The following is a 20,989-nucleotide window of genomic DNA, read 5'->3' as shown; positions in this document are numbered from 1 at the left end:
TACGCTATTGATAATCCATCGAAATACACTATTCTTCTATAGGGTGTGCTATTAAGGTTGTTGGGCCTTGCAGGTCAGGATAACTTGTAGTTTTGCTACTAAAAATGTTAAATTCGCATCCGCTAATTACTTCGTATAATCCCAATGATATGGTTTGGGAGTTTCTACCAAGAGCCTTAAATTCTTGATTATGAGGTCTGTGACTTTGATGTCTTATTAATAAAGGTAGAGACCTATGAACTATTTAAACTTGCCCAAAATCGATCTTCATTGCCATTTAGACGGTAGTGTCCGCCCGCAAAGTGTTATTGATATCGCCCTGCAGCAAAATATTACTCTACCGAGTAATGATCTTTCTGAAATTCAATCACTAATGGTTGCGCCTGACACTTGTTTAAACCTGGATGAATACCTGACTCGATTTGAGTTGCCACTGTCTGTGATGCAAACCGCGGCGGGCATAGAGCGCATAGCCTTTGAAGTCTTTGAAGATGCAGCGATTGAAAATGTTAAGTACCTTGAAGTGCGTTTTGCGCCGTTATTACACCTACAAAGTGGATTAACACTGCAACAGGTAATTGGTAGCGCTGTAAAAGGCATGAAAAGAGCTGAAGCTCAGCACGATATCAAAGGTAATTTCATCCTATCTATCATTCGCAACATGCCTAAAGACAGGGTCAATGAAGTGATTGATGCTGGTGCTAGCTTTATCAATAACGGTGTTGTGGCATTTGATTTAGCGGGCAGTGAGCTACCTGGGTTCTGCGAAGGTTTTATTCCCCACGCCAAGTATGCCGTTGAAAAAGGTTACCGAGTCACTATTCATGCCGGAGAGCAGGGCGTAGGGCAGAACGTGCATGATGCCATTGCAATGCTTGGTGCTGAGCGGATTGGCCACGGCATTGGGATCAATGCACACAAGCAAGCTTATGAGTTAACAAAAAGCGAATCGGTCGCGCTGGAAACATGCCCAACCAGTAACGTACAAACCAAAGCAGTGGACAGCTTGAGCTCGCACCCTTTTAGGGAGTTTTATAAAGATGGCGTGCTAATTACTATTAATACCGATAACCGTACGGTTTCTAATACCACCATGACAGATGAAGTACGTAAAGTGATGCAGGAATTTGACCTCAGCCGCGAAGAGTACTTTGAGATCTATAAGGTCAGCGTTGAACACTCATTTGCATCTGATGCAGTAAAGCAGCAACTGTTAGCACTAGCAGAGTAAAAATGCTCTAGCAACATTTGTCAGGCCAAGCACACCTTGGGTGTAATAATGAAAACAAGATAATGGCTCAAACCCAGTTTGAGCCATCTTCAATTCCACCTCTATAGGTTACAAGCTCAAATTACTCCGTTATCCTTAGTTTTCTTCCTATTATTTAATTTCTGGAATCTAAACCCATGAATAATTCAATTGAGCAGAGCATTGGCAGTATCGCCCTAGTGGTTAAAGATTATGATGATGCCATCGTGTTTTACACGCAGAAATTGCAGTTTGAGCTCATTGAAGATACCGATCTGGGAAATGGTAAACGCTGGGTTTTAATCTCACCGCCTAATTCTAGCGGCACTAAGCTGCTATTGGCACAAGCGAGTAATGCTGAGCAAGAATTAGCGGTAGGAAATCAAGCGGGTGGCCGAGTATTCCTATTCCTGCAGACCAACGATTTTTGGCGTGATTACCACCTGATGCAAGCCAATGGCGTCGAGTTTACCGAAGAGCCCCGAGTTGAAGAGTACGGCACCGTTGCTGTATTTAAAGATCTTTATGGCACAAAGTGGGACTTGTTACAGCTCAATTAATTTTAACTGACAGGGTATATGAATAACTCTCATTATAATTCAAGCTGATGGCTATTGTCTTCATCAGGTCTGTTCTGTATTTTTTAAACCAATAAGATGATTTTTAAGAACGGGTTTAATTGAAAGGTTGTTATTAAATGGAATTTACACAATCACGTTTTCAAGATATATTTTCTCGATGCTATAAAGCGGTGTTTTACATCATTGGCTATTTTGTTGTTACTTTGCTGCTCATTTATTGTTTCCCAGAAGAAAATTTTGGGATTTATTCGTTCTTGTTTTCAGTTGTGACCTTTTTTTTCAGCCTATTTACATATAAAAATGGTTCGAAGAGACTGTGTTTAAGTGATGATAAGTTTGTTTATCAAAATGAAGATATTTTCACCGAGTTTGCGTGGCAAGAATACCAAGGTTACAAAATCTCAAGGTTTCCGCCTTATCAAGTTATTATAAAAGATACTATTTATGATAATACTCGCTTTAGTTATTACGCATTTTCACCTCAGCAGCGCCAGCAGATTTTTGCAATACTGGACACTAAATCGCAAGCGGTAAACTAAGTTAGGCTCATCGTCATTGTGCTAAATTCATAAAGCAAAGGAGTGTGATTTGAATTATACAGATTGGTTAAGAAGTGAATTCCCACCGTTAAGGGCGAGCACCAGCACTGAAACCCTTGAATATATTACCCAGGCAAAATCTGAAACTAGGAAATTGACGATACCGCTAGTATTCCTTAGTGCAGTTGCTCTGATTTACCTAATGAATGCTGTGCTCTCATCTTATGGTTTCGCTCCGTTTGAGAGTGTTGTTTATTGGGTGGCATTTATCATTGTGTTTAATGTTGGTTCTGTTGGAACTGATAAGCTTGAAAGCGTCATCATTAAAAGGCGATTAAGGGCACTGGTCAGAAACAACAAGCAAGGGTAATACCTGATATTGATTGTTATGGGTAACTTTGACAGATAAAGTTTTCATAGCCACATATTTCATAAACTATTCATCGACGGAGCTATTTTAAGTGTTCTCCTTAGTGAGCCAAGTTGTTCACTTGGCTCATCTGTTAGTAGCAAGTGGTTCTTAAGCTTATTCGCTTTCACCCACAATAATTAAGTCACCAGTGTCTTGGTCAATATAAGCGCCAATTGGTTGAGTTTGCTTCTTTCTTTCTGCCGCTTCGATAATTGCAGGGATCACCTTGTAAAAGAGACTGATTGCCATACGTGGGGTTTCACTCATTGGATAACCACCATTCATTGCGATGACGACTCCTGTCGATTTATCCATGGCAAGTACTTGGCCGTGAATACCTATCATCGCTAGGATTTTATGCTGGTTAATATTGAGTACTCGAAACTGATCTTTATACCAACCGTTGACGAGTCGTGCTTCTTTGCCTTTACTCCACGCTTGGCGCACGGTGTCATTGCCTTGTAATAAGTTATCTATAAATGCTGTTGGCACCACTTGCTGCTCGAGGTAGTTCTTACCGTCGTTTAGCAGCATCCTACCGATACGGGCAAGATCTTTTGTTGTAGCATTTAAACCACCGGAAGCCATAGCGCCGCCTGCGTGATCTGCCATTAGGTAGACATGGTTACTCATGCCCACTACGGCTATTGGCTTTTTGATTGCTGCTAACGAATGCGCGGTGATGATGAATATGAGCAGCAGTAATGAAATTGCGAAGTCTAATCGGACTGTTCTATACATAGGTGACACCTAGAGTGATAGCTATAATAAAGCGTTTTTGTGGGCAGCCAAAATTCATATTGTAGGTTCTCAATGGAAGTCAAAAGCTTGTAGTCGCTAGGCTTGCAATTCTATGCTCTAAAGGAGAGCTAATCGGGCGTTTGAATGTTGATATTGATCAACGTGATACCAATGATGATCAGTAACATGCCGAGAATGATGTCGAGGTTGACTGCTTGCCCTCGAATTGTGCCTATGATGACAATCAGTATGAGGCCGATACCACACCATAAAGAGTAGGCAACTGCAGTGGGGATTTGTTGAGTGGAAAGAGACAAAAAATAAAAAGCACTGGCATAACCCAGTGCGCAGCATACCGAGGGAGCAAGGCGACTAAAACCGAGAGTCATCGGCAGTAATGTGGTGGCAATCACTTCCGACATTATCGCAATGGTTAGGTAGATATAGTGACTCATATGCTGCTCTCGGTGACTTTACTTCTTTGGTCGATCTTACCGTTCGCTATCTAGACAAACATCACTAAGGTATTTAGTAAGTAGCGGTTATCCGTTTATCGAGGTTTAACGTAGTTGACCCAGTCACAGAGTTCTCTTGGATCGCCATATACTTTTACCCAGCGTAGAAAGCTTTGTGGGCAACGGGTATGCAGATTTAGCTGGCACCACGCATCTAATGCCGCTTGGGTCGTGTAACCATTACAGAAAGCATCAAACCCTTTATCTGCATGTCGCCAAAACTTGTGATCAATACGGCCTCGTTCTGCGAGGAATGGGTGTTCGCCTTTCGGGAGAGTAGATTTGCGGAACCCATGGCTGAGTGCATTGAGTACTTGCTGCAAAATATCGACTCCTATATCGCTCATAGTCAGTTCGTCAATGCGATTGATATCGTCACCAACTAACAGGTAAATACGTTCAATGAGGTAATCAATGTTCGTTGATATCACGACGTCATAAGCCAAACTATCGAGCCTAGCTAGAATGCGGTCCCGATACTCCTCTTTACTAAACCGCTGATTCTTTAATGCTTGATTGAAACGGCGAGTGTTGGGATGTTTGCTCGTCAGCTCTTTCTGCAGTATCGGGTAATCAGCTAAGTAGTTTTTTGGTAGTAACGACAGTAACTGCATCAAATCGGCTGTGTTGATGATCAGTGTGCCTAGCTCTGCGTTGGCTTTGGTAGAGAGTGTGCTTTTCATTAGTATTTTCTAAATTGAGTCGATGAGGCATAAGTGTAATCAGACAATATCTACTAGCGTATTTTTAAGCTGATAGTGATGTGTAGTGAAAAATGCTATGCCAAAGTTTGTTTGCAATAGTTGCAAACTCTCTCGCCTTGGAAGGCTCTTAAGCGTATTCAGTGGAGGACTTGTCGCATTTTTATGTTTCATTCTCACCTAGGCTACCGGCTCTCCTTTTGCCTGGTAAATGGCTATGCAATGTACCTAATCTCGTTACACTCTTATCAAGTACTTGTTTTTAATCTATTGATTAATATGTGAATAAAATAAATATTCATCTCTAAAAGTGACTAGACCTATTAGTGATGCTTGGTAACGCCTGCCTGCTTAACATTGCCTCATCTTAACAAGCCGCGACAACACTTTTGCTATTAGCGAGTTAGCCCGCAAACCACAGCTTGAATGATTACCGAGGATCCTCCTCATTATTGAACGCCACTTAAGTTGGACTTAAGCGGTAACACAGGCAAGAAGCCTATGTTATTTAAGAGAGTAAATGATGAACAACCCAATATTGATCAAACGATTACCACTAAAAGCGTTAGTATCGACACTCGTTCTTAGCGCAACCATGGGGACGGCCATGGCAAGCGACTTCACTATCAACCCTATGGTGGGTGTCGCTAAGAATAAAGCGATGGGAACCAACGCAGCACTAGGCTTAGAAGCTGGATATAAAGATTTTATTTTGGGTTATAGCTACACAGGTGATAGCAATAAAGATAGTTTCAGTCAGCATTTTGATGAGTTAAAGCCAACGCCATTCGATAATGTATTTCAGCAAGCTAAAGCACATTACAACGATGATTATAAAGCGCATACAGTTTACGCTGGTTATCAGTTTTCGTTAGGTTCTGGTTATTTGGCCCTGAAGGCAGGAGCGGAGTTTTCTAATCTAAAAATGAACGCTGGTGTTGCCGTTTATGATGTGATGCCTGGCGGGCAAACTTTGGTAGAGTCAGGGGCAATTTCAGCTTCCAGCAATACGGTAGTAAAACCTATGGTCGGTGTGGGCTACTATATGGATAACGGATTGAATTTTAACCTGCATTATACTATTCATAATGGCAATCGAGATATGAAAGGTAGCGCAAAATATCAGGGTGACGAAAGCGCAGGAAAAGCGAAGCTCAATGGCCAGATCCCGGACAAAGACTTCAGCACATTGATGTTTACTGTCGGGTATCGATTCTAGTAAAGCATCGACCTATCTAGGCCTATAAGGACTGCTTATGGGCTTTTTTATTGCTTCAATGGCAGTTTCAAGAGCATTGAGGTGAAAATAGCTGCGATACATAGGTAAAACACCCAATGAAGCACATCCTATTAACTATTTCCCTATTATTATCATCTGCGCACAGCGCTGCACACAGTGAGAGCTTTGAAACCTATGGCGATGTCGGTCAGTTTGCTATTCCATTGACTGCGTTATTTATAGTTTGGGCAAAGGATGATACCCAAGGTATGTACCAGCTGGGTAAAGGCTGGGCATACACTCAAGCTGTCACCCATGGCCTAAAATTGACGGTGCATGCGAGACGCCCTAATGGTGTAGATTGCAATAGCTTTCCAAGTGGACATACGTCAAGTGCATTTAGTGGCGCGGCCTTTTTACATCACCGATATGGTTGGCAGTATGGATTGCCCGCCTATATTGCCGCCGCAGGAGTCGGTGCTTCACGCATTGAAGCGAGCAAACATTGGGAGCTGGATGTGTTAGCGGGGGCGGCAATCGCTTATGGCGTGAGTTACTTGGTAACAGAGCGTTGTGCTGCATCAAACTTACAGCTAGCCCCGGCACGATTTGGCAAAGATGGCCAAGGGCTGATGTTAAGCTACCGCTTTTAATCAGACTATGCACTGGCTGATTGCAGCTGAATGGCATAGCTGTCTATAGTGTAACCATCCTCTTGGTATTGTCTTACTAACTTGAACCCCAGTTTTTTTAGTACGTGGCTTGAACCTACATTTTCTGGCATGACTTCGCCGAAAACCGTATCAAAATTCATATTGGCACGAGCATAATCAATACAGGCTTGATTTGACTCAGTGGCGAAGCCTTTGCCCCAGTAATCTGGGTGGAAACGATAGCCAATATCGACAGCATCAATGCGAGTCTCATTTTTAAAGCCACAAAATCCGATAACCGCTCCCGTCTCCTTTAGTACGACTGCCCAACGGGCAAAGCCGTATTTAGCGTACTCTTTAAGCCAAATGTTTTTGATGATATTTGTCGCATCTTCAATACTTTCGCACATTCCAGCGTCGCCCGTGTAACGGTTCACTTCCTCTGGGGCATTGAAATTATAAACTGCCTGCGCATCATCGAGATTAAATTCTCGAATGATCAGGCGGGCTGTCTCTGTGATGATTTTCATACTGATACTCTTCCTTTTTTGTGTTGGTTTTTACTTTACATAGATCTAAAAATTCAAAACAGATACAGTTAAAATAAATAAAACCCAATACAGATGGTAAGCAGGAAATGGCAGTGTTCAAATATCGAAAAATTGTCGATGAGATAACAACAGCCATTGAGTTAGGGCAGTTGACTGGCAAGCTCATGTCGGTTCGTGCTTTGGCAAAACAGAAGAAGCTTGGTGTTTCAACTGTGGTACAGGCTTATCATGAGCTTGAGCGTTTAGGTTGGATTGTTGCTAAACCTAAGCGAGGTTATTTTGTTATATCAACAGTGAGAGCTAAGCCGCCAAACTATGGCCGACAGATCAATAGAGTGCTTGCGGGGTTATCGCTTGATAAGGCGGTGCAATACTCTTTCAATGATAACGATATTCTGCCCTTGTCCTGTACCGCTCCAAGTACAGTGATTGATCCTGAACAGCTACTTGGTCAATTACATAAAAAAGCTTTGGCTAAGCGCCCCTATAAATTGTGGATGCAAGATCCAATCGAAGGTGTGTCGGAGTTCCGGCTGGCTATCTGTCAGCATCTCTCACGCAGCCAGCAACACTTTCGGTATGATCAGCTCTTGATTACTAATGGTCGGCAAGAGGGGTTATTGCTTGCTCTCATTGCTGCAAAGGCGCTGAATCGGCCAATAGCGGTAGAGTCACCAATGTCGTTTTATTTCCAGACCATGCTAAAGCAGTTTAATGCCGAGGTCGTGGAGATCCCAATGCAGGCCGATTATCGAGATGAACTCGCCCTGATGAGTACAGCCTATAACTCACAGGCTTTTGCTACCTACTTGGTGAACCCCAACTTTGCCGATCCAACCGGTAGAGTGCTCAGTGTCAGTGAAAAGGAGTTGCTTATCGAATGGGCTGAACAACGAGACGTGACGTTAATAGAGTACGACCGCGGCGAATTGCATTTTGATAATGAACGCCCGGTGACGATTGCCAGTTTAGTAAAAGAGCAATCATCATGTAGGGTGATCTGTATTGCAGATTTTTACGACACTATTTCTCCGTCTATAAGCTTGGGCTATTTGGTATGTATTAACAGTTTTGATGAATGCCAGTTCGCCAAGCAAACTGTGGCTGAGGAGCCGAGTATTGTATTGCAGTACATGCTGCAACAGATGATGCAGTCTGGCAGATACCAAAAACATTTGCGGCATTTGCGCAACCAACTTAAACAAAATTACACGGCAACGATAGCACTCCTTAGGCCACATTTAGCAGCGATTAACACGGAGCAGCTCTACATCAGTCAACCTGCTGGTGGCCCTTGTATTTGGTTTAAGTTACCCAATAACCTAAGCAGTCATGTGTTGTGGCATAAAATGGTCGAGAAAAAGTTGTCTATCGCTCCAGGAGCCATGTTTACCTTGGGCGAAGGTTACGATAATTTCTTTCGGGTGACCTTTGCGCTGCCTTGGAATGAGAGCATGATCAAGGGAATTAGCTTGCTGGGGGAGATTGTTGCAGAGTTTATTGCTGAGCAAGATAAGTGTAAAACAATAGAGTAAGCCGCAGTTTTAGCGAATGCATTTTCAATTACTAGCCAATTTTTTTAAACTTGCCGCTCAGAAAATAGTTTAAAGCCGAGAGTCGCATATGAGTGATGAGCATTTTAAAGGCCAATATGAAGTTGAGCTGAAATATCGCTTGAGCAATAAAGCTCGCTTTTTATCGATATTAAACTCTATTGAGCATGAGGTCATGCTACAAGATAATCTTGAGTCTGACTGCTATTTTGATTATCAGGGCACACTGCTCGCACAAGGAAAGAGTATTTGCATCCGTGAGATGGAGCCTTCGGGGATCAAGTTGTGGATTGTGAAGGGCCCAGAGGCAGATAGGTGTGAAGCCACTAGGATTACCGATGCAGACAGTGCCAAGAGTATGCTTAAGACCATGGGCTATGACGTCACTCTAACCTTGCAGAAGACACGTAGTATCTACTTTGTCGGTAAGTTTCATATTACAGTCGATAATCTTCCGGGCTTGGGAGATTTTGCTGAATTCGCGATTATGACTGATGATGCAGCTCAGTTAGAGGGTTTTCGACAGCAGCTCATGGACTTAGCCGCGAGATTCGGCTTAACAACTACTGATATTGAGCATCGATCTTACCGCCAACTGCAAACCGTTTAAGCTGCGGTGATGACAGACTCCATACTAACGGGTAGGGGGTGAGTGCCCATCGATTGATGAACCTTTAACAATATCAATAATATAATGCCAATTATATTAAGTGTTTAATCAATTCTGAAGCGCTCAAGCTTTTCAACTCAATGCACACTGGAGAAAGAATGGTTATTCCCTTGTGAGCCAATGTAAAGCTGAAGTGGGATGCTTGAACACTTCCCTTTGGGTGGGTTAAAGCTCTGCATGCTACGGCGAAAACTCTTGATATAGAATAACTATTAGCTTCAAGTTTCCGCTTTGCCTCCAGCGCTTTGCCTCCAGCGCTTTGAATTCCCACTGAATGAACTGATACTTAGTTCAATTGGTATTAGCCTAAATGCTTTCGCCGAAACCGAAGTAGATGATAGTGTCGCCGTCTGAGTTATAAGTGAGATCGACTTTGATGTTAAGACGTTCATACGGAAGTATGTTGTACCTAAAGCCGACACCAATAACTCCGAGTAAATCAGTATCACGAAAATCTAAGCTATTCCCCTCAAGCTGCTCACCAAAACTCTTACCAACACCACCGATAAGCACCATGGCTGATTTGTCTAAATAGTCATTACCAGTTGCTGAAAACTTGTGTCGATATTCAACTTCGACATTGACCATATTTGAAGATATATAATCACCGATGGCATAGCCACGCTGCACTTCTTTACCTTGTCGACCATAAGTCGAGAAAGCTGAAGAGGGGGCGTTTTCCGCATCAATCAAGTAACGGCCAACAAATTTGGTGGCAATAATGCGGTTTGAATTGCCGTTAATGCTATAAAAATGTCTAAAGTCGGTAAAAATCGACGAATAGGTTTTATCGCTATCGTTACCAAGCCATTCAGCATGGTTTTCGTACTTAAGATCCCAAATAAAGCCGCTGTGAGGGTAATAGAAATGCTCACGTGTGTCCCACTGCATGACACTCGGTAACCGATATCATCTTGATAATCACTAGTAAATCCAAATGCTTCAAGCGCACTTTGTTCTTCGGCATTATCGGCAGTATATTTAGTTGATGTGTATATTGCACCGACGCCAAGATAGAAGTCATCTAACACTTTAAACATGAAGTCAGCATCGAAATCGATAGTCTCTTTGTTTGAATCAATACCCGATAAAGGCTGATTAGTGCTGGTAAATCCAGTTTCAAAAGAAAGTCGGAAATTGTCTTCGAATAAGATTATGTCTCCAGAGACCTTAGCAATGTAGCTATCATTGCTGGTGTAGATCAATGGCACTGCAATCGTAGAAGCGTCAGAGATTAAATCATTATCGTCAGGGTAAAAGGCAAACAGTGGAATCGCGGTAATCCCTGCTTTTATCGATGGGTCGTAAAACGGTAGAATGATCGGCTTAAACTTATTACTTCTGTCTGCACTGGCAGCAACATCTTGAGCTATGTCAGTATCATAAGTTTCAGAGCTTACCTCGTTTGCAAAAGCTGTACTCATAAGGGCTGCAGCTAGGCTACAAGCGAGTATATTTAATTTGGTGATACGCATAATATGTTGCTATACAGTTCAAAGGGGAGCGGATATTACTTTAGGTGCGTTGTATGTACAACTAGGTTTATTACCAGTTACTAATTCTGCTATAAGGAATAGATGAATGGAGTTGAATAACAAACTGTTTTATCAAATATCTTTACTGCATAGGGTGTTTCGTCGAGATGCGCAGAATATTTTGACGAATGAGCTGAATGTCACACTGGAGATGCTTTCGATATTACAGATCCTGTCAGAATCAGGTGCTATGCCTCAGCAGCAGCTGGCAGATTTACTGTTTATCGAAAAGAGTTCGATGAAGCGCAATATCGATAAGTTAGTCGCTCGAGAATATGTTGTAGCTGACTATGGCTTAGAGAAGAACCGAAAAATCATCACCATTAGCGATAAAGGTAACCAGGTGCGCATGCGAGGGAAACAGATCATGCTTCAACAAGAGTCAAGCTGGTTGCAGCACTTGCCGGAGGAGGAGCAGCAGAGTTTGATGGCCAGTATCAGTACACTTGTTAAAGGCCAGATTGATGGTTTTAACTAGGGGGAGTGGAAGTGGCGCCAATGAACCTGATAACCCTGTTTTATATCAGTGTTTGTTCTTTGTAAATTGGTCTAGCATGTAGTCTCTTTGCACACTTCTCAATATAAAGGGATCACTCATGATTGAACAAGGACAAGCATTGCCAGCAGGCGTACTTTCTGAATTAACTGACGATGGTATGCTTAATCATCAAGTAGACGCATTATTTGCGGATAAAAAAGTGGTACTGTTTGCAGTGCCTGGTGCATTCACCCCAACTTGTTCCGAGGCTCACCTACCTGGGTTTGTGGTGATGGCCGATGAGTTTAAAGCGCGAGGCGTAGATATCATCGCCTGTGTTTCTGTTAATGATGCATTCGTTATGAAGGCTTGGGGAGTGGCGCAAAATGCTTCAGAGCTTATGATGTTAGCCGACGGTGATGCTAGTTTTACCAAGGCGCTTGGACTAGAAATGGAAACCGCTGGCTTTGGTGGTACACGCTCTCAGCGCTATGCGATGGTGGTAGATAATGGTGTGGTGACTACACTCAATGTTGAAGCGCCAAAGTCATTTGAAGTGAGTACTGCAGAAGCTGTGTTAGCAGCAATTTAATGCAGTAGTAAGGCGAATTTAATCGATAGTAAAGCTATAGCGCCTTTACTATCGATGAGTTCGATTACGAGTATGCTTTAGAAGTAATGCACGTATTCCACCGCAACTCGATACAGCACATCATCAAAGCCAATCAGATCTTGCTCAGATTCTCTATCGATATATTGCGTCATAAAGTGCAGCAAGTTGTTATTGTTGCTCAAAGGAACGATTGCGCCCATGCTCAATTTATTAAAGGTGTATGATTTGTCATTATCGTAACCCCAAAGCCCATCGTAACGGCTGTAATCTAGCACAAGTTGCACTCCAGAGTGGCCAAATGTATAGCGGTTACTCCAAGCAAAGTAGTAACCATACCCTTTACGATTTAACTCATCTTCAGTGATGCCTTGAGCCTCTCGCGGCCAATCATCATCTTTTTCTTCTTCGCTATAAGCGAGCCCCAGAGTCAAACCTAAATCATAGAAGTTATCGCTACCATAACGATTATTAAGCCCTAAACCTAAAACGGCAAGTTGCTCAAACTCTTCCAGCTGCTGGCTGTTATAGTGGCCTTCATAACGACCAACAAAGCTTAAAGTATGGTCAGCATTATTATTGATATTCATGAATGGGCGTTGGTAATGAAGCTTCAAATCCATGGAGTCACGATATCTATCTTCATCGTATTTCTCTGAATCGCTTTCGTAGTAATAGGTGCCACGCACTCTGAAGTAATTTTTGTCTAGCTTATAGGTTTTGTCGTAGCGTAGGTCGTCCCATATAAGTGATAAACCAACGCCTTTAGACAATGAGCTATCTGGAGAATCCTCATAGGCTTCCATCCCAGATATGATAGACATGGCGAAAGGAGAGTCAGTGGTTTCAGCACTAACCTGGCCTGATAAAAAACTTGTCGCAATAACTGCGCTTAAAAGGAGGTTTCTCATGATATCCCTATAATAGTTAAATCCAGCAATATGCTATTGAAAGTAAGTTCATTTTAGCTGGGTTTTTATAGAAAGGTTACCAAGAAATGTACCTTTTATTAAATGCTTGCCCTAATTCCTAGACTGACCTCTATATTTTCAACGCTGAGTTCAACTTCCTTTGCTATCTCTTCACTTTGTTGTGACGCGGCTTGGGCGTGGTTTTTAAGGCTATTCATCGCTGTAATAAAATCATCGAGGTAACTTACCTGCTCTAGAGTACTATTTGATCCCTGCTTGGCTGTGCTTGCCATTTCACTTGCTTGCGATTGCACACTTTGTGCAACTTGCCAAAGGCTTTGAGCACGCTGTTTTTGCAGTAATGTTGTCTCTTCAATCCCTTGCACTCGGGTATCTAGATCGGTGTTGGCTTGAGTGAGCTGATTGAGGATCTGCATGATCTCTTTTAGCGATATTTGCGTTCGTTGTGAAAGGTTTCGAACTTCATCTGCAACCACTGCAAAGCCACGGCCTTGTTCTCCCGCCCTTGCGGCTTCAATGGCAGCATTAAGTGCTAATAGGTTGGTTTGTTCGGCAATGTTACTAATGACATCAATGATCCTTGATACATCAGAGACGGAGGTCGTTAAGCTCGAAAGAGACTGATGACAATGAGATACAGCAGTTTGCGATTCTTCCGTCGCATCCAGTACTGCTTGCGCTTCTTGCTGGCTAAGCTGCATCTGTTGCATTGTCTGTTGTGCACTTTTTTCTACTTGTTCAGATGTTTGGCTAACATCCTGTGCCAATAAACGAATATGCTCAGTTTGATCTTGGGCTGTGAGCACAATCTTTTGAGTTTGTCCTGTACTTGCTGAAATATGTGAAATACGCTCAACCAGCAAGCTTAGAGATTGCGAAACCTGGGTTATTTGCTCTCTTTGAACCTCATCCTCTTCTTCAAATCGATGTAGAAGTTGATTAAAGTGGCCAGCAATCTGGCCCGTTTCACAGCGGCGCTGTATCGCAAGTCGCTCGCGACTGTTTGATTCGCTTAGTTTGTGAAAGGCACGGTTAAGATGCTTTAGCGGTTTTATCACTCGGCGCTGTTGCAGTACCAAATAACCGATCGCGAACACTATCAGTACTGAAACCATGATATATATTGCCATGCTGAGTTCTTGCTTTAACTGCTGATTATGTGCCTGTTGTTCTAGACCTAATGCGAGTAAAAGCTGCTCTATATTAGCGATGTCTTGGGTCATTGCTTGTTGAGTGCGCTGGTTATCAATGAGCAGCGAGTGAGTGTTATTGACCTCTTTGTTATAGCGGTTACTTAGGCTCAGTAGTTCACTACGAGCATTACCGCCGATCTCTATCTCTTCGCCCTCATCATCGCCGAGTGCAAATTCATCTACCTCCACAGTTTCATAGATGCCAATAAGTGGTAAGGTATCGAGGGTATCATGCCAAACATTAAGCTCTGTAATTAGGCTGTCTAACATTGATTTTAGCCGCTGTTCTTTGCCGATTAAGTAACCATCAGTGACTTGAGATAAGCCATAAACTAACGGAGGAAGCTCTCGAGTTAGTGCTAGGTATTTATTGGCAAGATCTGGTTGTTGCTGCAAGCCTTGGAAAGCGTAATCGGCAAGGCGTCGATTATAATCGAGCATCTCTGATTCTGCATGGGCGAGCAGTTGCCGTGGATTACCGGCAAGTTTACCTGCGGCGCGATAGTCATTATCAAGTGCTAGCACAAAACTGCTAATCGCAGCTTGCAGGGGAAGGACTTCGACACTTTTTTGTTGAGTTATATCGGCTTGAATGTCGGCTAGATTGAGCTTTGCTTGTTCAAGTTTACTGGCATCACCACTGGACAGGTAGCTATCAAGTTCTCGCCTTATCTCTACCAGAAACGTTTTTTGGATCTGTTGTAATCCTGATGTTTGTTGTTCAATAAATTGCCGCTCTTCACTACTCCAAAACACGACCCCTGCGAGTAATGCTGCAATGAATAATAATACTGCAGATGCAGAGAGTGACAGGGTTGAGATTTTCATTCCGTTGACCGACATCTAAAAAGATGGCGTTAGAATATGTCACTTAGATTACAAAAAAATTACAGAGAAACAGCTAATTAGAAAAACATTGTTCTTTAACATGAACTTAAAAATTATTTATTTTAGTGAGCTTAAGGGGGGGAGCTGTGACATTCCTTTGTTTATTAGTTCTGGATTGTTACTTTAAGCCTTCATCTCTTACCAATGTTCGTTTCAAATCTGTACTTTTCAGTTTGATCTCCCTATCGGCCGAGGCAATGGTTTCTTTGCGATGGGCAATAATCACACGGGTGATTTTCATCTGTTTAATGGCACGGTTTATATCGCTTTCTAGTGCAGTATCTAAGTGGCTGGTAGCTTCATCCATAAAGAGAATTTTCGGCTGCTTATACAGCGCTCTTGCTAAGATGATCCGCTGCTTTTGGCCGCCAGATAAACTAGAGCCCATATCGCCAATCAAACTGTGGTATCCCATCGGCATGTTGCTAATATCATCATGGATTGCTGCGAGATCAGCGCAATAAACTAAACGTTCCATATCGACTTTATCATCAAAGAAAGCGATGTTATCGGCGACACTACCTGATAGTAACTCGTCATTTTGCATAACAGCTGCTATTTGCTGACGATAGTGTCTATGGCCTATTTGGCCTAGGGGCACGCCGTCGACTAACACCTCGCCTTTATAGGGGGAGTCTAAGCCTAACATGACTTTAAGCAAGGTTGACTTGCCGCAACCAGAGGGGCCTGTAATCGCGACTGATTCACCGGCTTTTATGTCCAGATTGACATCAATCAGTACATCTGGGGTGGCATCGCTGTATTTAAAGTAGAGGTTTTTAAGGCTTATAGCGCCTTTTATGTCACTTGCAACTTGTTGGTCACTCAAAACCTCTTTTTGCTCTAAAGCGATATCTGCGATGCGCTCTAGGTGTAGGCTGAGCATTTTGAATTGGATCAATTTGTCGATGAGGTTTTGAGTCTTGCTCATAAACTGGCTTTTATAGGCCATAAATGCGAACAACATACCGGTACTAAAACCGCCTTGAATGACCAATGTAGCCGCCACATAAACCACCAGTATATTTTCACAGCCAAACAGGAAACGGTTGATGGCGCTAAAGGAAATTGTAAAGTTACCCAAGCGAATATTTTGGTTAATAGCTGCGGCATAACGGTTTTGCCACTGGCCTTCGCGTTTGGCTTCAGAGCCAAACAATTTAATTGTTTGAATAGCCCGTACGGACTCCATGAAATTGCTATTTTCTTCGGCTCTGGCGATGATCTCTTGTTCTGATATGGCCCGGTAGGGTTGGTACATCGCGATGCGAATGATCGCATATAGCGCGACCGCAATAAGTACGATGGCTGATAGTTTAGGGCTGTAATAGAAAATCATAAACAGCGTTAGAATGGCCATTATGCCATCAATGATGGACTCAACCACACCTGTGGTTAACAGCTCTTTTACCTGTTGCAGTGAGCCAAACCTGCTCACTACATCCCCCATATGACGCTTTTCGTAATACTGCAGTGGTAAGCGGATCAAATGGTGGAACAAGTTGGCGCCTAGCTGAATGTTCATCAAATTGCCAAAATGCAATAAAGCAAGGCCCCGTAGTGCATTGGTCGCAATTTCAAATAATAACACCATGAAAAAACCAGCGGCTAATACAATCAATAAAGAGGTGTCTTTACTGATAATAACGTCATCGATAACAAGCTGAATATAGTAGGGAGCGATTAGCGCGAAACACTGCAACAGCAGTGACAGTGAGAATATCAAAATCAATGAGCTTTTAAGGCCAATGATTTTGCTCCAAAAATCTGAAAACTTAAGGCTTGGGGCTGGCTCTTTTTGTTCAAACTCTTTAGTAGGCCTTAGCTCTAGTGCAATACCTGTGAAGCGTTTAGAGGCCTCTTCAATAGAGACTTTTTTGACGCCAGATGCCGGGTCATGGATAACAATATGACTCTTACTGACTGATTTTAATACCACAAAATGGTTGAGATCCCAGTGCAGTATACATGGGGTGTCTAGAGAGGGCAGATCTTCAAGCTCTATTTTCAGTGGCCGAGTTGTCAATGCCATTTGCTCGGCAAACTGCATAATGTCCAGCAGCGTTGCGCCTTCTAAAGAGAGTTGAAACCGTTGCCGCATTTCATTCAGCTGCGAGACATGGCCGTAATAACCCGCAATCATGGTTAAGCATGCAAGGCCGCATTCGGTAGCTTCAGACTGGCGGATCATCGGTAGCTTTTTACGGTTCCAAAAACTCAATTTATTTGCCGAGTCTTCTACTATATCGTCCATGTTAGCGGTCCTATCGATCGAGTTTTTAAAGTTTGCCATGCAGGCTGAAAATGGGGTCAAATAGCCAAGCTAACAGTGAGCGTTGCTCCACGATGATATCCGCATCTAGCATCATATCGGCCCGCAATGGAGTTTCTTTGCCGTATGCGAGTATGGCTTGATCGGCGAGGCTGACCACAACTCGATAAGAGGGCGTTTGAATGACACCTGGCAACTCAGTCTCTTCTGGTAAGATTACATTAGCGCTCACTTCAATGATTTCTCCATCAAAAATGCCGAACTTTTCGTAGGGAAACGCGTGATAGCGCAATCGAACTTGTTGGCCTATTTCGATGAAACCAAACGCTGAGGTGGGGATAAATAGCACCGCTTGCATCTTGCTGTTTTCAGGTAACACGCTGAGCAAAAACTGCTGTGCATTAACTGATTTGCCAACTTTAGTTAGGATGCCGGTGACACTACCACTCATTGGGGCTCGAAGTTCAGCTAATGACTCTTGCTTCACAATCGCTAGATTAAGCTGTACTTCAGTGAGTTGATTTTGCAGTTGATCGAGAATTTTGGCATGCTCTATCGGTAGCTGTGATAATTGATTGCTGATTTGATTTAGCTCGTTAGTCAGCGTGAGTTTTTGTGACTGAGTGCTTGAACTCTGCTGCTCAATGGTTAACGACGTATCTATCTGTCGATTGAGATCTAGCTTTGAGGTGTAACCTTGCTTGGCAAGCGTAGCCATCTGTTCTGAGACATTATTATTGATTTCAATTCTTTGATTTATAATCTTATTTTGCCGTTCAAGCTCTTTAAGCTTGGCTGTGATACTTGTTTTGCTATGGGTTAACTCTTGGATCTGTAGGGTATTTTGTGAGTGTTGCTTGTTTATTTGCAGGTTGAGCATATTGATTTGAAACTGATACTGGCTGATGCGGGAGTGATTTAATTCAAATCCATTGGCACCGTGTTTTAGCGACTCTACCCGTAAAATCGGTTCGCCCTGCTCCACATGCTGACCTTCAGCAACCAGCAGTGTTTTTATGACACCAGCTTGTGGCGAAGTGAGTTTTAGTAGGCCGCTATCGGGTTGCACAACCCCAACAACGCGCTCCTTTTTGCTGTATTGACCACTGGCGAGAAAGATCACGCTAACAATAATAATAGTGACCAGCAAAAGGGTTAACCATTTAAAAGCTGCTGGCTGAATCAGGCTTACAGTGCCATCTAAGCGGTTTACTTTATGTTGTATGACTTCTTGTCTAAATAACTGTTCCATGTCATTCCGAATCGCTGAACTTGCGTTAGATAGTGTTCAATTAATCTAAGGCGATTGATACTAGCTCAGGGAAAATGATATCGAAAGTGAAACTAATTTGAGGTCACGCAATAAGGTCGCGCGTTTATTTACTCTAGTGGTAGCCATACCTGGGCATGTAGTCCGCCTTCACTACGATTAGTGAGAATGACTTTGCCTTGGTGGCGATCAACAATCCGCTTAATAATTGCTAAGCCTAAACCAGAGCCAACACTGCCACGGGCCGTGTCGCCTTGAGTAAAGGGCTCAAACAGTTTTGGGATCTGCTTTTCATCAATGCCTGGGCCGTTATCTTCAACGCTAAAGCCAAGCACTTTTCCATTATATTGCGAGCTTATTTTTACCCAGCCATTACCATAGCGGTAGGCGTTTTCGACTAAATTGCTCAAGATCCGTTTAATGGCGATTCCCTGCATGGGAACTGCTGGGCAATCACTGAGATCGGACTCAATAATGCCTTCACGGTTGGACTCTGCTTGGATCACATCATTGATCAGCTCATTGATCTGCTCTGGTTCTCGAGTTCCCTCTTGATCTTGGCGGATGTAAGAGATGAACTGATTAATAATGGCGTCCATATCTTCAATGTCATGCACGATGCCATCTTTAAGGTATTGATCCTCTTCGACCATCATCTCTGATGCTAATCGAATTCGAGTCAAAGGGGTTCTTAAGTCGTGGGAAATCCCTGCCATTAGCAAGGCTCTATCTTGCTCTAACTGTTTCATGCCGTGAGACATCTGATTAAAGGTATTAGTCACTTCGACAATTTCAGTCGAGCCACTCAAGGGCAGGGGATCTGGGTAGTCACCGCGAGACACCGCAGTCGCTGCTTTTTGTAAACGTCTTAGAGGCCGATTTTGCTGACGGGCAAACCACCAACCGCCAGCAACACTAAGTGCACCAATCACCATTAAATAGAGGGTCAATGGCGAGAGGTTTTTCTCGTTCAACCCAGCAAGTGGCACTTTAATCCATATTGAAGGGGCTTGCGGTGGGCGGATCCAAATTTCAAACTCTTCGCCTTGTGCAATACGCACTTCAGCTTCACCGCCCAAATATTCAGACATCTGTGACGACAGAAAACCATAATAAGTTGCCCGCTCGATACCTGCTTGGCGTGCATCTTTTTGATTATAAAATTGCATCGCATCATCGCGTACTTTGGCGTTAAGCGCATCGACCATGGTCAGGTGCTCACGGCCAACATCCACACCGTCAACAAAAAGCAATTTTACTTGGCGAGCAATAAGTTGGTTAATTTGCTGGTAGCTGGGCTTAATAAAATAAACCGCCACCGAGAGATAAGACACCAGCTGGTTGGTCAGCAGCAGACAGCCAATTAACATCACAGTTTGACTGAAAGAACTGCGGGGCGTTACGCGGTGCCACCATCTCTTTTTCATATATTACTTTCGTGAAGCGCCATCAGGTACAAACACATAGCCTAGGCCCCAAACAGTTTGAATATAACGCGGATTAGCAGCATCGACTTCAATCAAGCGGCGCAGACGTGAAACTTGCACATCGATAGAACGTTCTAATGCGGAGTAGTCACGACCACGGGCAAGGTTCATTAACTTATCACGTGATAGAGGTTCGCGAGGGTGGCTAACAAGTACTTTTAATACTGCAAATTCGCCGCTCGTGAGCGCAATAGCTTCTTCGCCATGATGCATTTCGCGAGTGGCTAGATTAAGAGAGAATTCACCGAAGGTGATCTCCTCTTCCTGCTGTGTTGGCGCACCAGGCACTTCAGGTGTTTGGCGGCGCATTACCGCTTTAATTCGCGCCAGTAGTTCTCGCGGATTAAACGGTTTTGGCAGGTAATCATCGGCACCGAGTTCAAGACCGATAATTCTATCGACTTCATCACCTTTAGCCGTCAGCATAACAATTGGGATCGGGTTACCGACTTGGCGTAGTCGGCGGCATATTGAAAGACCATCCTCACCAGGTAGCATTAAATCCAATACTAATAGATGGAAGTTTTCACGCTCCAATAAGCGATCCATCTGTTCGGCATTCGCTGCACTGCGGACTTGATAACCTTGCTCCATCAAGTAACGCTCCAATAAGGCGCGTAGCCTCATATCATCGTCGACCACGAGAATTTTTGAGGTTTCTTGTCCCATGCGTAGGATCCTTTTTTGCTAGGAGGCCAAGTAGATATTAGGCAACTGGCTGATATTGAATATGAATTAGCTTAATATAGCCGTTTTAATATGTTGATGACTAGCTGCTAATGAGTAAAAGCGACCTTTAACGTCATAAATGAGTAGTTGTTTCATGATTAGGTTATTGAAAAGTATTGTAATAATCATCATTCTAACGCTATTTGTAAATTGTAACTAAATTGAACAAAGTGTTATTTGCCGCAGTGTCAGCTGAAAAGCATATTTTCCC

The 20,989-nt window shown here is 43.1% G+C and carries 22 protein-coding genes and 1 riboswitch; of the genes, 10 read left to right on the top strand and 12 right to left on the bottom strand.

Features of this window, described 5'->3' with window-relative positions; all coding sequences use genetic code 11:
* Positions 1 to 111 precede the first annotated feature (111 nt).
* Positions 112 to 211: riboswitch (purine riboswitch) on the top strand.
* 24 nt (positions 212 to 235) lie between these two features.
* From add to SWP_RS21640, 4 genes are all read left to right on the top strand, one after another.
* A complete protein-coding gene (gene add / locus SWP_RS21655) occupies positions 236 to 1,231 on the top strand; it encodes an adenosine deaminase (protein WP_020914838.1) in 996 nt (331 codons plus the stop codon).
* 176 nt (positions 1,232 to 1,407) lie between these two features.
* Positions 1,408 to 1,809, top strand: coding sequence for a VOC family protein (locus SWP_RS21650; protein WP_020914836.1), 402 nt, complete (start codon positions 1,408 to 1,410; stop codon positions 1,807 to 1,809).
* Between the two features lie 137 nt (positions 1,810 to 1,946).
* Positions 1,947 to 2,369, top strand: coding sequence for a hypothetical protein (locus SWP_RS21645; protein ID WP_020914835.1), 423 nt, complete (start codon positions 1,947 to 1,949; stop codon positions 2,367 to 2,369).
* 49 nt (positions 2,370 to 2,418) lie between these two features.
* A complete protein-coding gene (locus tag SWP_RS21640) occupies positions 2,419 to 2,739 on the top strand; it encodes a hypothetical protein (protein WP_020914834.1) in 321 nt (106 codons plus the stop codon).
* Positions 2,740 to 2,895: 156 nt separating this feature from the next.
* Here SWP_RS21640 and SWP_RS21635 read toward each other — a convergent pair whose 3' ends face one another.
* The 3 genes from SWP_RS21635 to SWP_RS21625 form a co-directional block, all read right to left on the bottom strand.
* Positions 2,896 to 3,522: a serine hydrolase domain-containing protein gene (locus SWP_RS21635; RefSeq protein WP_020914833.1), complete on the bottom strand. Its 627-nt coding sequence runs from the start codon at positions 3,520 to 3,522 to the stop codon at positions 2,896 to 2,898.
* 128 nt (positions 3,523 to 3,650) lie between these two features.
* Entirely contained in the window at positions 3,651 to 3,977 is a 327-nt protein-coding gene (locus SWP_RS21630) for a DMT family transporter (protein ID WP_020914832.1), read from the bottom strand.
* Between the two features lie 95 nt (positions 3,978 to 4,072).
* A complete protein-coding gene (locus SWP_RS21625) occupies positions 4,073 to 4,720 on the bottom strand; it encodes a hypothetical protein (protein WP_020914831.1) in 648 nt (215 codons plus the stop codon).
* Positions 4,721 to 5,258: 538 nt separating this feature from the next.
* On the opposite strand from SWP_RS21625, the gene SWP_RS21620 reads away from it, so the two are divergent.
* The gene (locus SWP_RS21620; RefSeq protein WP_228371090.1) at positions 5,259 to 5,957 is read left to right on the top strand and encodes a hypothetical protein; all 699 of its coding nucleotides are present in this window, start codon (positions 5,259 to 5,261) and stop codon (positions 5,955 to 5,957) included.
* A 116-nt stretch (positions 5,958 to 6,073) separates the two neighbouring features.
* Positions 6,074 to 6,610 carry a phosphatase PAP2 family protein gene (locus SWP_RS21615; RefSeq protein ID WP_020914828.1) on the top strand — a complete coding sequence of 179 codons (537 nt, stop codon included), beginning with the start codon at positions 6,074 to 6,076 and terminating at the stop codon, positions 6,608 to 6,610.
* 5 nt (positions 6,611 to 6,615) lie between these two features.
* Here the strand turns inward: SWP_RS21615 and SWP_RS21610 are convergent, their stop codons facing one another.
* Positions 6,616 to 7,140 carry a GNAT family N-acetyltransferase gene (locus SWP_RS21610; protein ID WP_020914827.1) on the bottom strand — a complete coding sequence of 175 codons (525 nt, stop codon included), beginning with the start codon at positions 7,138 to 7,140 and terminating at the stop codon, positions 6,616 to 6,618.
* Positions 7,141 to 7,247: 107 nt separating this feature from the next.
* On the opposite strand from SWP_RS21610, the gene SWP_RS21605 reads away from it, so the two are divergent.
* Positions 7,248 to 8,696, top strand: coding sequence for an aminotransferase-like domain-containing protein (locus SWP_RS21605; protein WP_020914826.1), 1,449 nt, complete (start codon positions 7,248 to 7,250; stop codon positions 8,694 to 8,696).
* A gap of 88 nt (positions 8,697 to 8,784) precedes the next feature.
* Positions 8,785 to 9,324, top strand: a complete 540-nt coding sequence (gene cyaB / locus SWP_RS21600) for a class IV adenylate cyclase (RefSeq protein ID WP_020914825.1) — start codon at positions 8,785 to 8,787, stop codon at positions 9,322 to 9,324.
* 366 nt (positions 9,325 to 9,690) lie between these two features.
* On the opposite strand, the gene SWP_RS23125 is transcribed toward cyaB, so the two are convergent.
* The gene (locus SWP_RS23125; protein WP_048908480.1) at positions 9,691 to 10,077 is read right to left on the bottom strand and encodes a hypothetical protein; all 387 of its coding nucleotides are present in this window, start codon (positions 10,075 to 10,077) and stop codon (positions 9,691 to 9,693) included.
* The gene (locus tag SWP_RS24800; RefSeq protein ID WP_338057147.1) at positions 10,074 to 10,808 is read right to left on the bottom strand and encodes a hypothetical protein; all 735 of its coding nucleotides are present in this window, start codon (positions 10,806 to 10,808) and stop codon (positions 10,074 to 10,076) included. The genes SWP_RS23125 and SWP_RS24800 overlap by 4 nt, the downstream gene beginning before the upstream one ends.
* Before the next feature lie 157 nt (positions 10,809 to 10,965).
* Here SWP_RS24800 and SWP_RS21590 point away from each other — a divergent pair, with 157 nt between their 5' ends.
* The gene (locus SWP_RS21590; protein ID WP_020914822.1) at positions 10,966 to 11,397 is read left to right on the top strand and encodes a MarR family winged helix-turn-helix transcriptional regulator; all 432 of its coding nucleotides are present in this window, start codon (positions 10,966 to 10,968) and stop codon (positions 11,395 to 11,397) included.
* 118 nt (positions 11,398 to 11,515) lie between these two features.
* A complete protein-coding gene (locus SWP_RS21585; RefSeq protein WP_020914821.1) occupies positions 11,516 to 11,989 on the top strand; it encodes a peroxiredoxin in 474 nt (157 codons plus the stop codon).
* A 77-nt stretch (positions 11,990 to 12,066) separates the two neighbouring features.
* Here SWP_RS21585 and SWP_RS21580 read toward each other — a convergent pair whose 3' ends face one another.
* The 6 genes from SWP_RS21580 to ompR all read right to left on the bottom strand — a co-directional run bounded on the left by SWP_RS21580 (position 12,067) and on the right by ompR (position 20,718).
* Positions 12,067 to 12,918, bottom strand: coding sequence for a hypothetical protein (locus SWP_RS21580; protein ID WP_020914820.1), 852 nt, complete (start codon positions 12,916 to 12,918; stop codon positions 12,067 to 12,069).
* A gap of 98 nt (positions 12,919 to 13,016) precedes the next feature.
* Complete coding sequence (locus SWP_RS21575) at positions 13,017 to 14,960, bottom strand: methyl-accepting chemotaxis protein (RefSeq protein ID WP_044556172.1); 1,944 nt, start codon at positions 14,958 to 14,960, stop codon at positions 13,017 to 13,019.
* A 178-nt stretch (positions 14,961 to 15,138) separates the two neighbouring features.
* Positions 15,139 to 17,274 carry a peptidase domain-containing ABC transporter gene (locus SWP_RS21570; RefSeq protein ID WP_020914818.1) on the bottom strand — a complete coding sequence of 712 codons (2,136 nt, stop codon included), beginning with the start codon at positions 17,272 to 17,274 and terminating at the stop codon, positions 15,139 to 15,141.
* Between the two features lie 25 nt (positions 17,275 to 17,299).
* Positions 17,300 to 18,544 carry an HlyD family secretion protein gene (locus SWP_RS21565; protein WP_044556171.1) on the bottom strand — a complete coding sequence of 415 codons (1,245 nt, stop codon included), beginning with the start codon at positions 18,542 to 18,544 and terminating at the stop codon, positions 17,300 to 17,302.
* 128 nt (positions 18,545 to 18,672) lie between these two features.
* Positions 18,673 to 19,989 (bottom strand): two-component system sensor histidine kinase EnvZ, encoded by a 1,317-nt coding sequence (gene envZ, locus SWP_RS21560; protein ID WP_044556170.1) that lies wholly within the window; start codon positions 19,987 to 19,989, stop codon positions 18,673 to 18,675.
* A gap of 3 nt (positions 19,990 to 19,992) precedes the next feature.
* The gene (gene ompR / locus SWP_RS21555) at positions 19,993 to 20,718 is read right to left on the bottom strand and encodes an osmolarity response regulator transcription factor OmpR (protein ID WP_020914814.1); all 726 of its coding nucleotides are present in this window, start codon (positions 20,716 to 20,718) and stop codon (positions 19,993 to 19,995) included.
* Positions 20,719 to 20,989: the final 271 nt, after the last annotated feature.

Origin of the sequence: Shewanella piezotolerans WP3, from assembly GCF_000014885.1 — a bacterium.
Classification (GTDB): Bacteria; Pseudomonadota; Gammaproteobacteria; order Enterobacterales; family Shewanellaceae; genus Shewanella; species Shewanella piezotolerans.
This window is presented reverse-complemented; position numbering and strand designations above follow the sequence as displayed.

Coding starts and splice junctions, on each gene's coding strand:
- SWP_RS21615 (WP_020914828.1), top strand. CDS start 6,074: ATGAAGCACATCCTATTAACTATTTCCCTATTATTATCATCTGCGCAC.
- SWP_RS21635 (WP_020914833.1), bottom strand. CDS start 3,522: ATGTATAGAACAGTCCGATTAGACTTCGCAATTTCATTACTGCTGCTC.
- SWP_RS21650 (WP_020914836.1), top strand. CDS start 1,408: ATGAATAATTCAATTGAGCAGAGCATTGGCAGTATCGCCCTAGTGGTT.
- ompR (WP_020914814.1), bottom strand. CDS start 20,718: ATGGGACAAGAAACCTCAAAAATTCTCGTGGTCGACGATGATATGAGG.
- SWP_RS21645 (WP_020914835.1), top strand. CDS start 1,947: ATGGAATTTACACAATCACGTTTTCAAGATATATTTTCTCGATGCTAT.
- SWP_RS21590 (WP_020914822.1), top strand. CDS start 10,966: ATGGAGTTGAATAACAAACTGTTTTATCAAATATCTTTACTGCATAGG.
- SWP_RS24800 (WP_338057147.1), bottom strand. CDS start 10,808: ATGAGTACAGCTTTTGCAAACGAGGTAAGCTCTGAAACTTATGATACT.
- SWP_RS21585 (WP_020914821.1), top strand. CDS start 11,516: ATGATTGAACAAGGACAAGCATTGCCAGCAGGCGTACTTTCTGAATTA.
- envZ (WP_044556170.1), bottom strand. CDS start 19,989: ATGAAAAAGAGATGGTGGCACCGCGTAACGCCCCGCAGTTCTTTCAGT.
- SWP_RS21565 (WP_044556171.1), bottom strand. CDS start 18,544: ATGGAACAGTTATTTAGACAAGAAGTCATACAACATAAAGTAAACCGC.
- add (WP_020914838.1), top strand. CDS start 236: ATGAACTATTTAAACTTGCCCAAAATCGATCTTCATTGCCATTTAGAC.
- SWP_RS21610 (WP_020914827.1), bottom strand. CDS start 7,140: ATGAAAATCATCACAGAGACAGCCCGCCTGATCATTCGAGAATTTAAT.
- SWP_RS21625 (WP_020914831.1), bottom strand. CDS start 4,720: ATGAAAAGCACACTCTCTACCAAAGCCAACGCAGAGCTAGGCACACTG.
- SWP_RS21580 (WP_020914820.1), bottom strand. CDS start 12,918: ATGAGAAACCTCCTTTTAAGCGCAGTTATTGCGACAAGTTTTTTATCA.
- SWP_RS21605 (WP_020914826.1), top strand. CDS start 7,248: ATGGCAGTGTTCAAATATCGAAAAATTGTCGATGAGATAACAACAGCC.
- cyaB (WP_020914825.1), top strand. CDS start 8,785: ATGAGTGATGAGCATTTTAAAGGCCAATATGAAGTTGAGCTGAAATAT.
- SWP_RS21570 (WP_020914818.1), bottom strand. CDS start 17,274: ATGGACGATATAGTAGAAGACTCGGCAAATAAATTGAGTTTTTGGAAC.
- SWP_RS21575 (WP_044556172.1), bottom strand. CDS start 14,960: ATGAAAATCTCAACCCTGTCACTCTCTGCATCTGCAGTATTATTATTC.
- SWP_RS21620 (WP_228371090.1), top strand. CDS start 5,259: ATGATGAACAACCCAATATTGATCAAACGATTACCACTAAAAGCGTTA.
- SWP_RS21630 (WP_020914832.1), bottom strand. CDS start 3,977: ATGAGTCACTATATCTACCTAACCATTGCGATAATGTCGGAAGTGATT.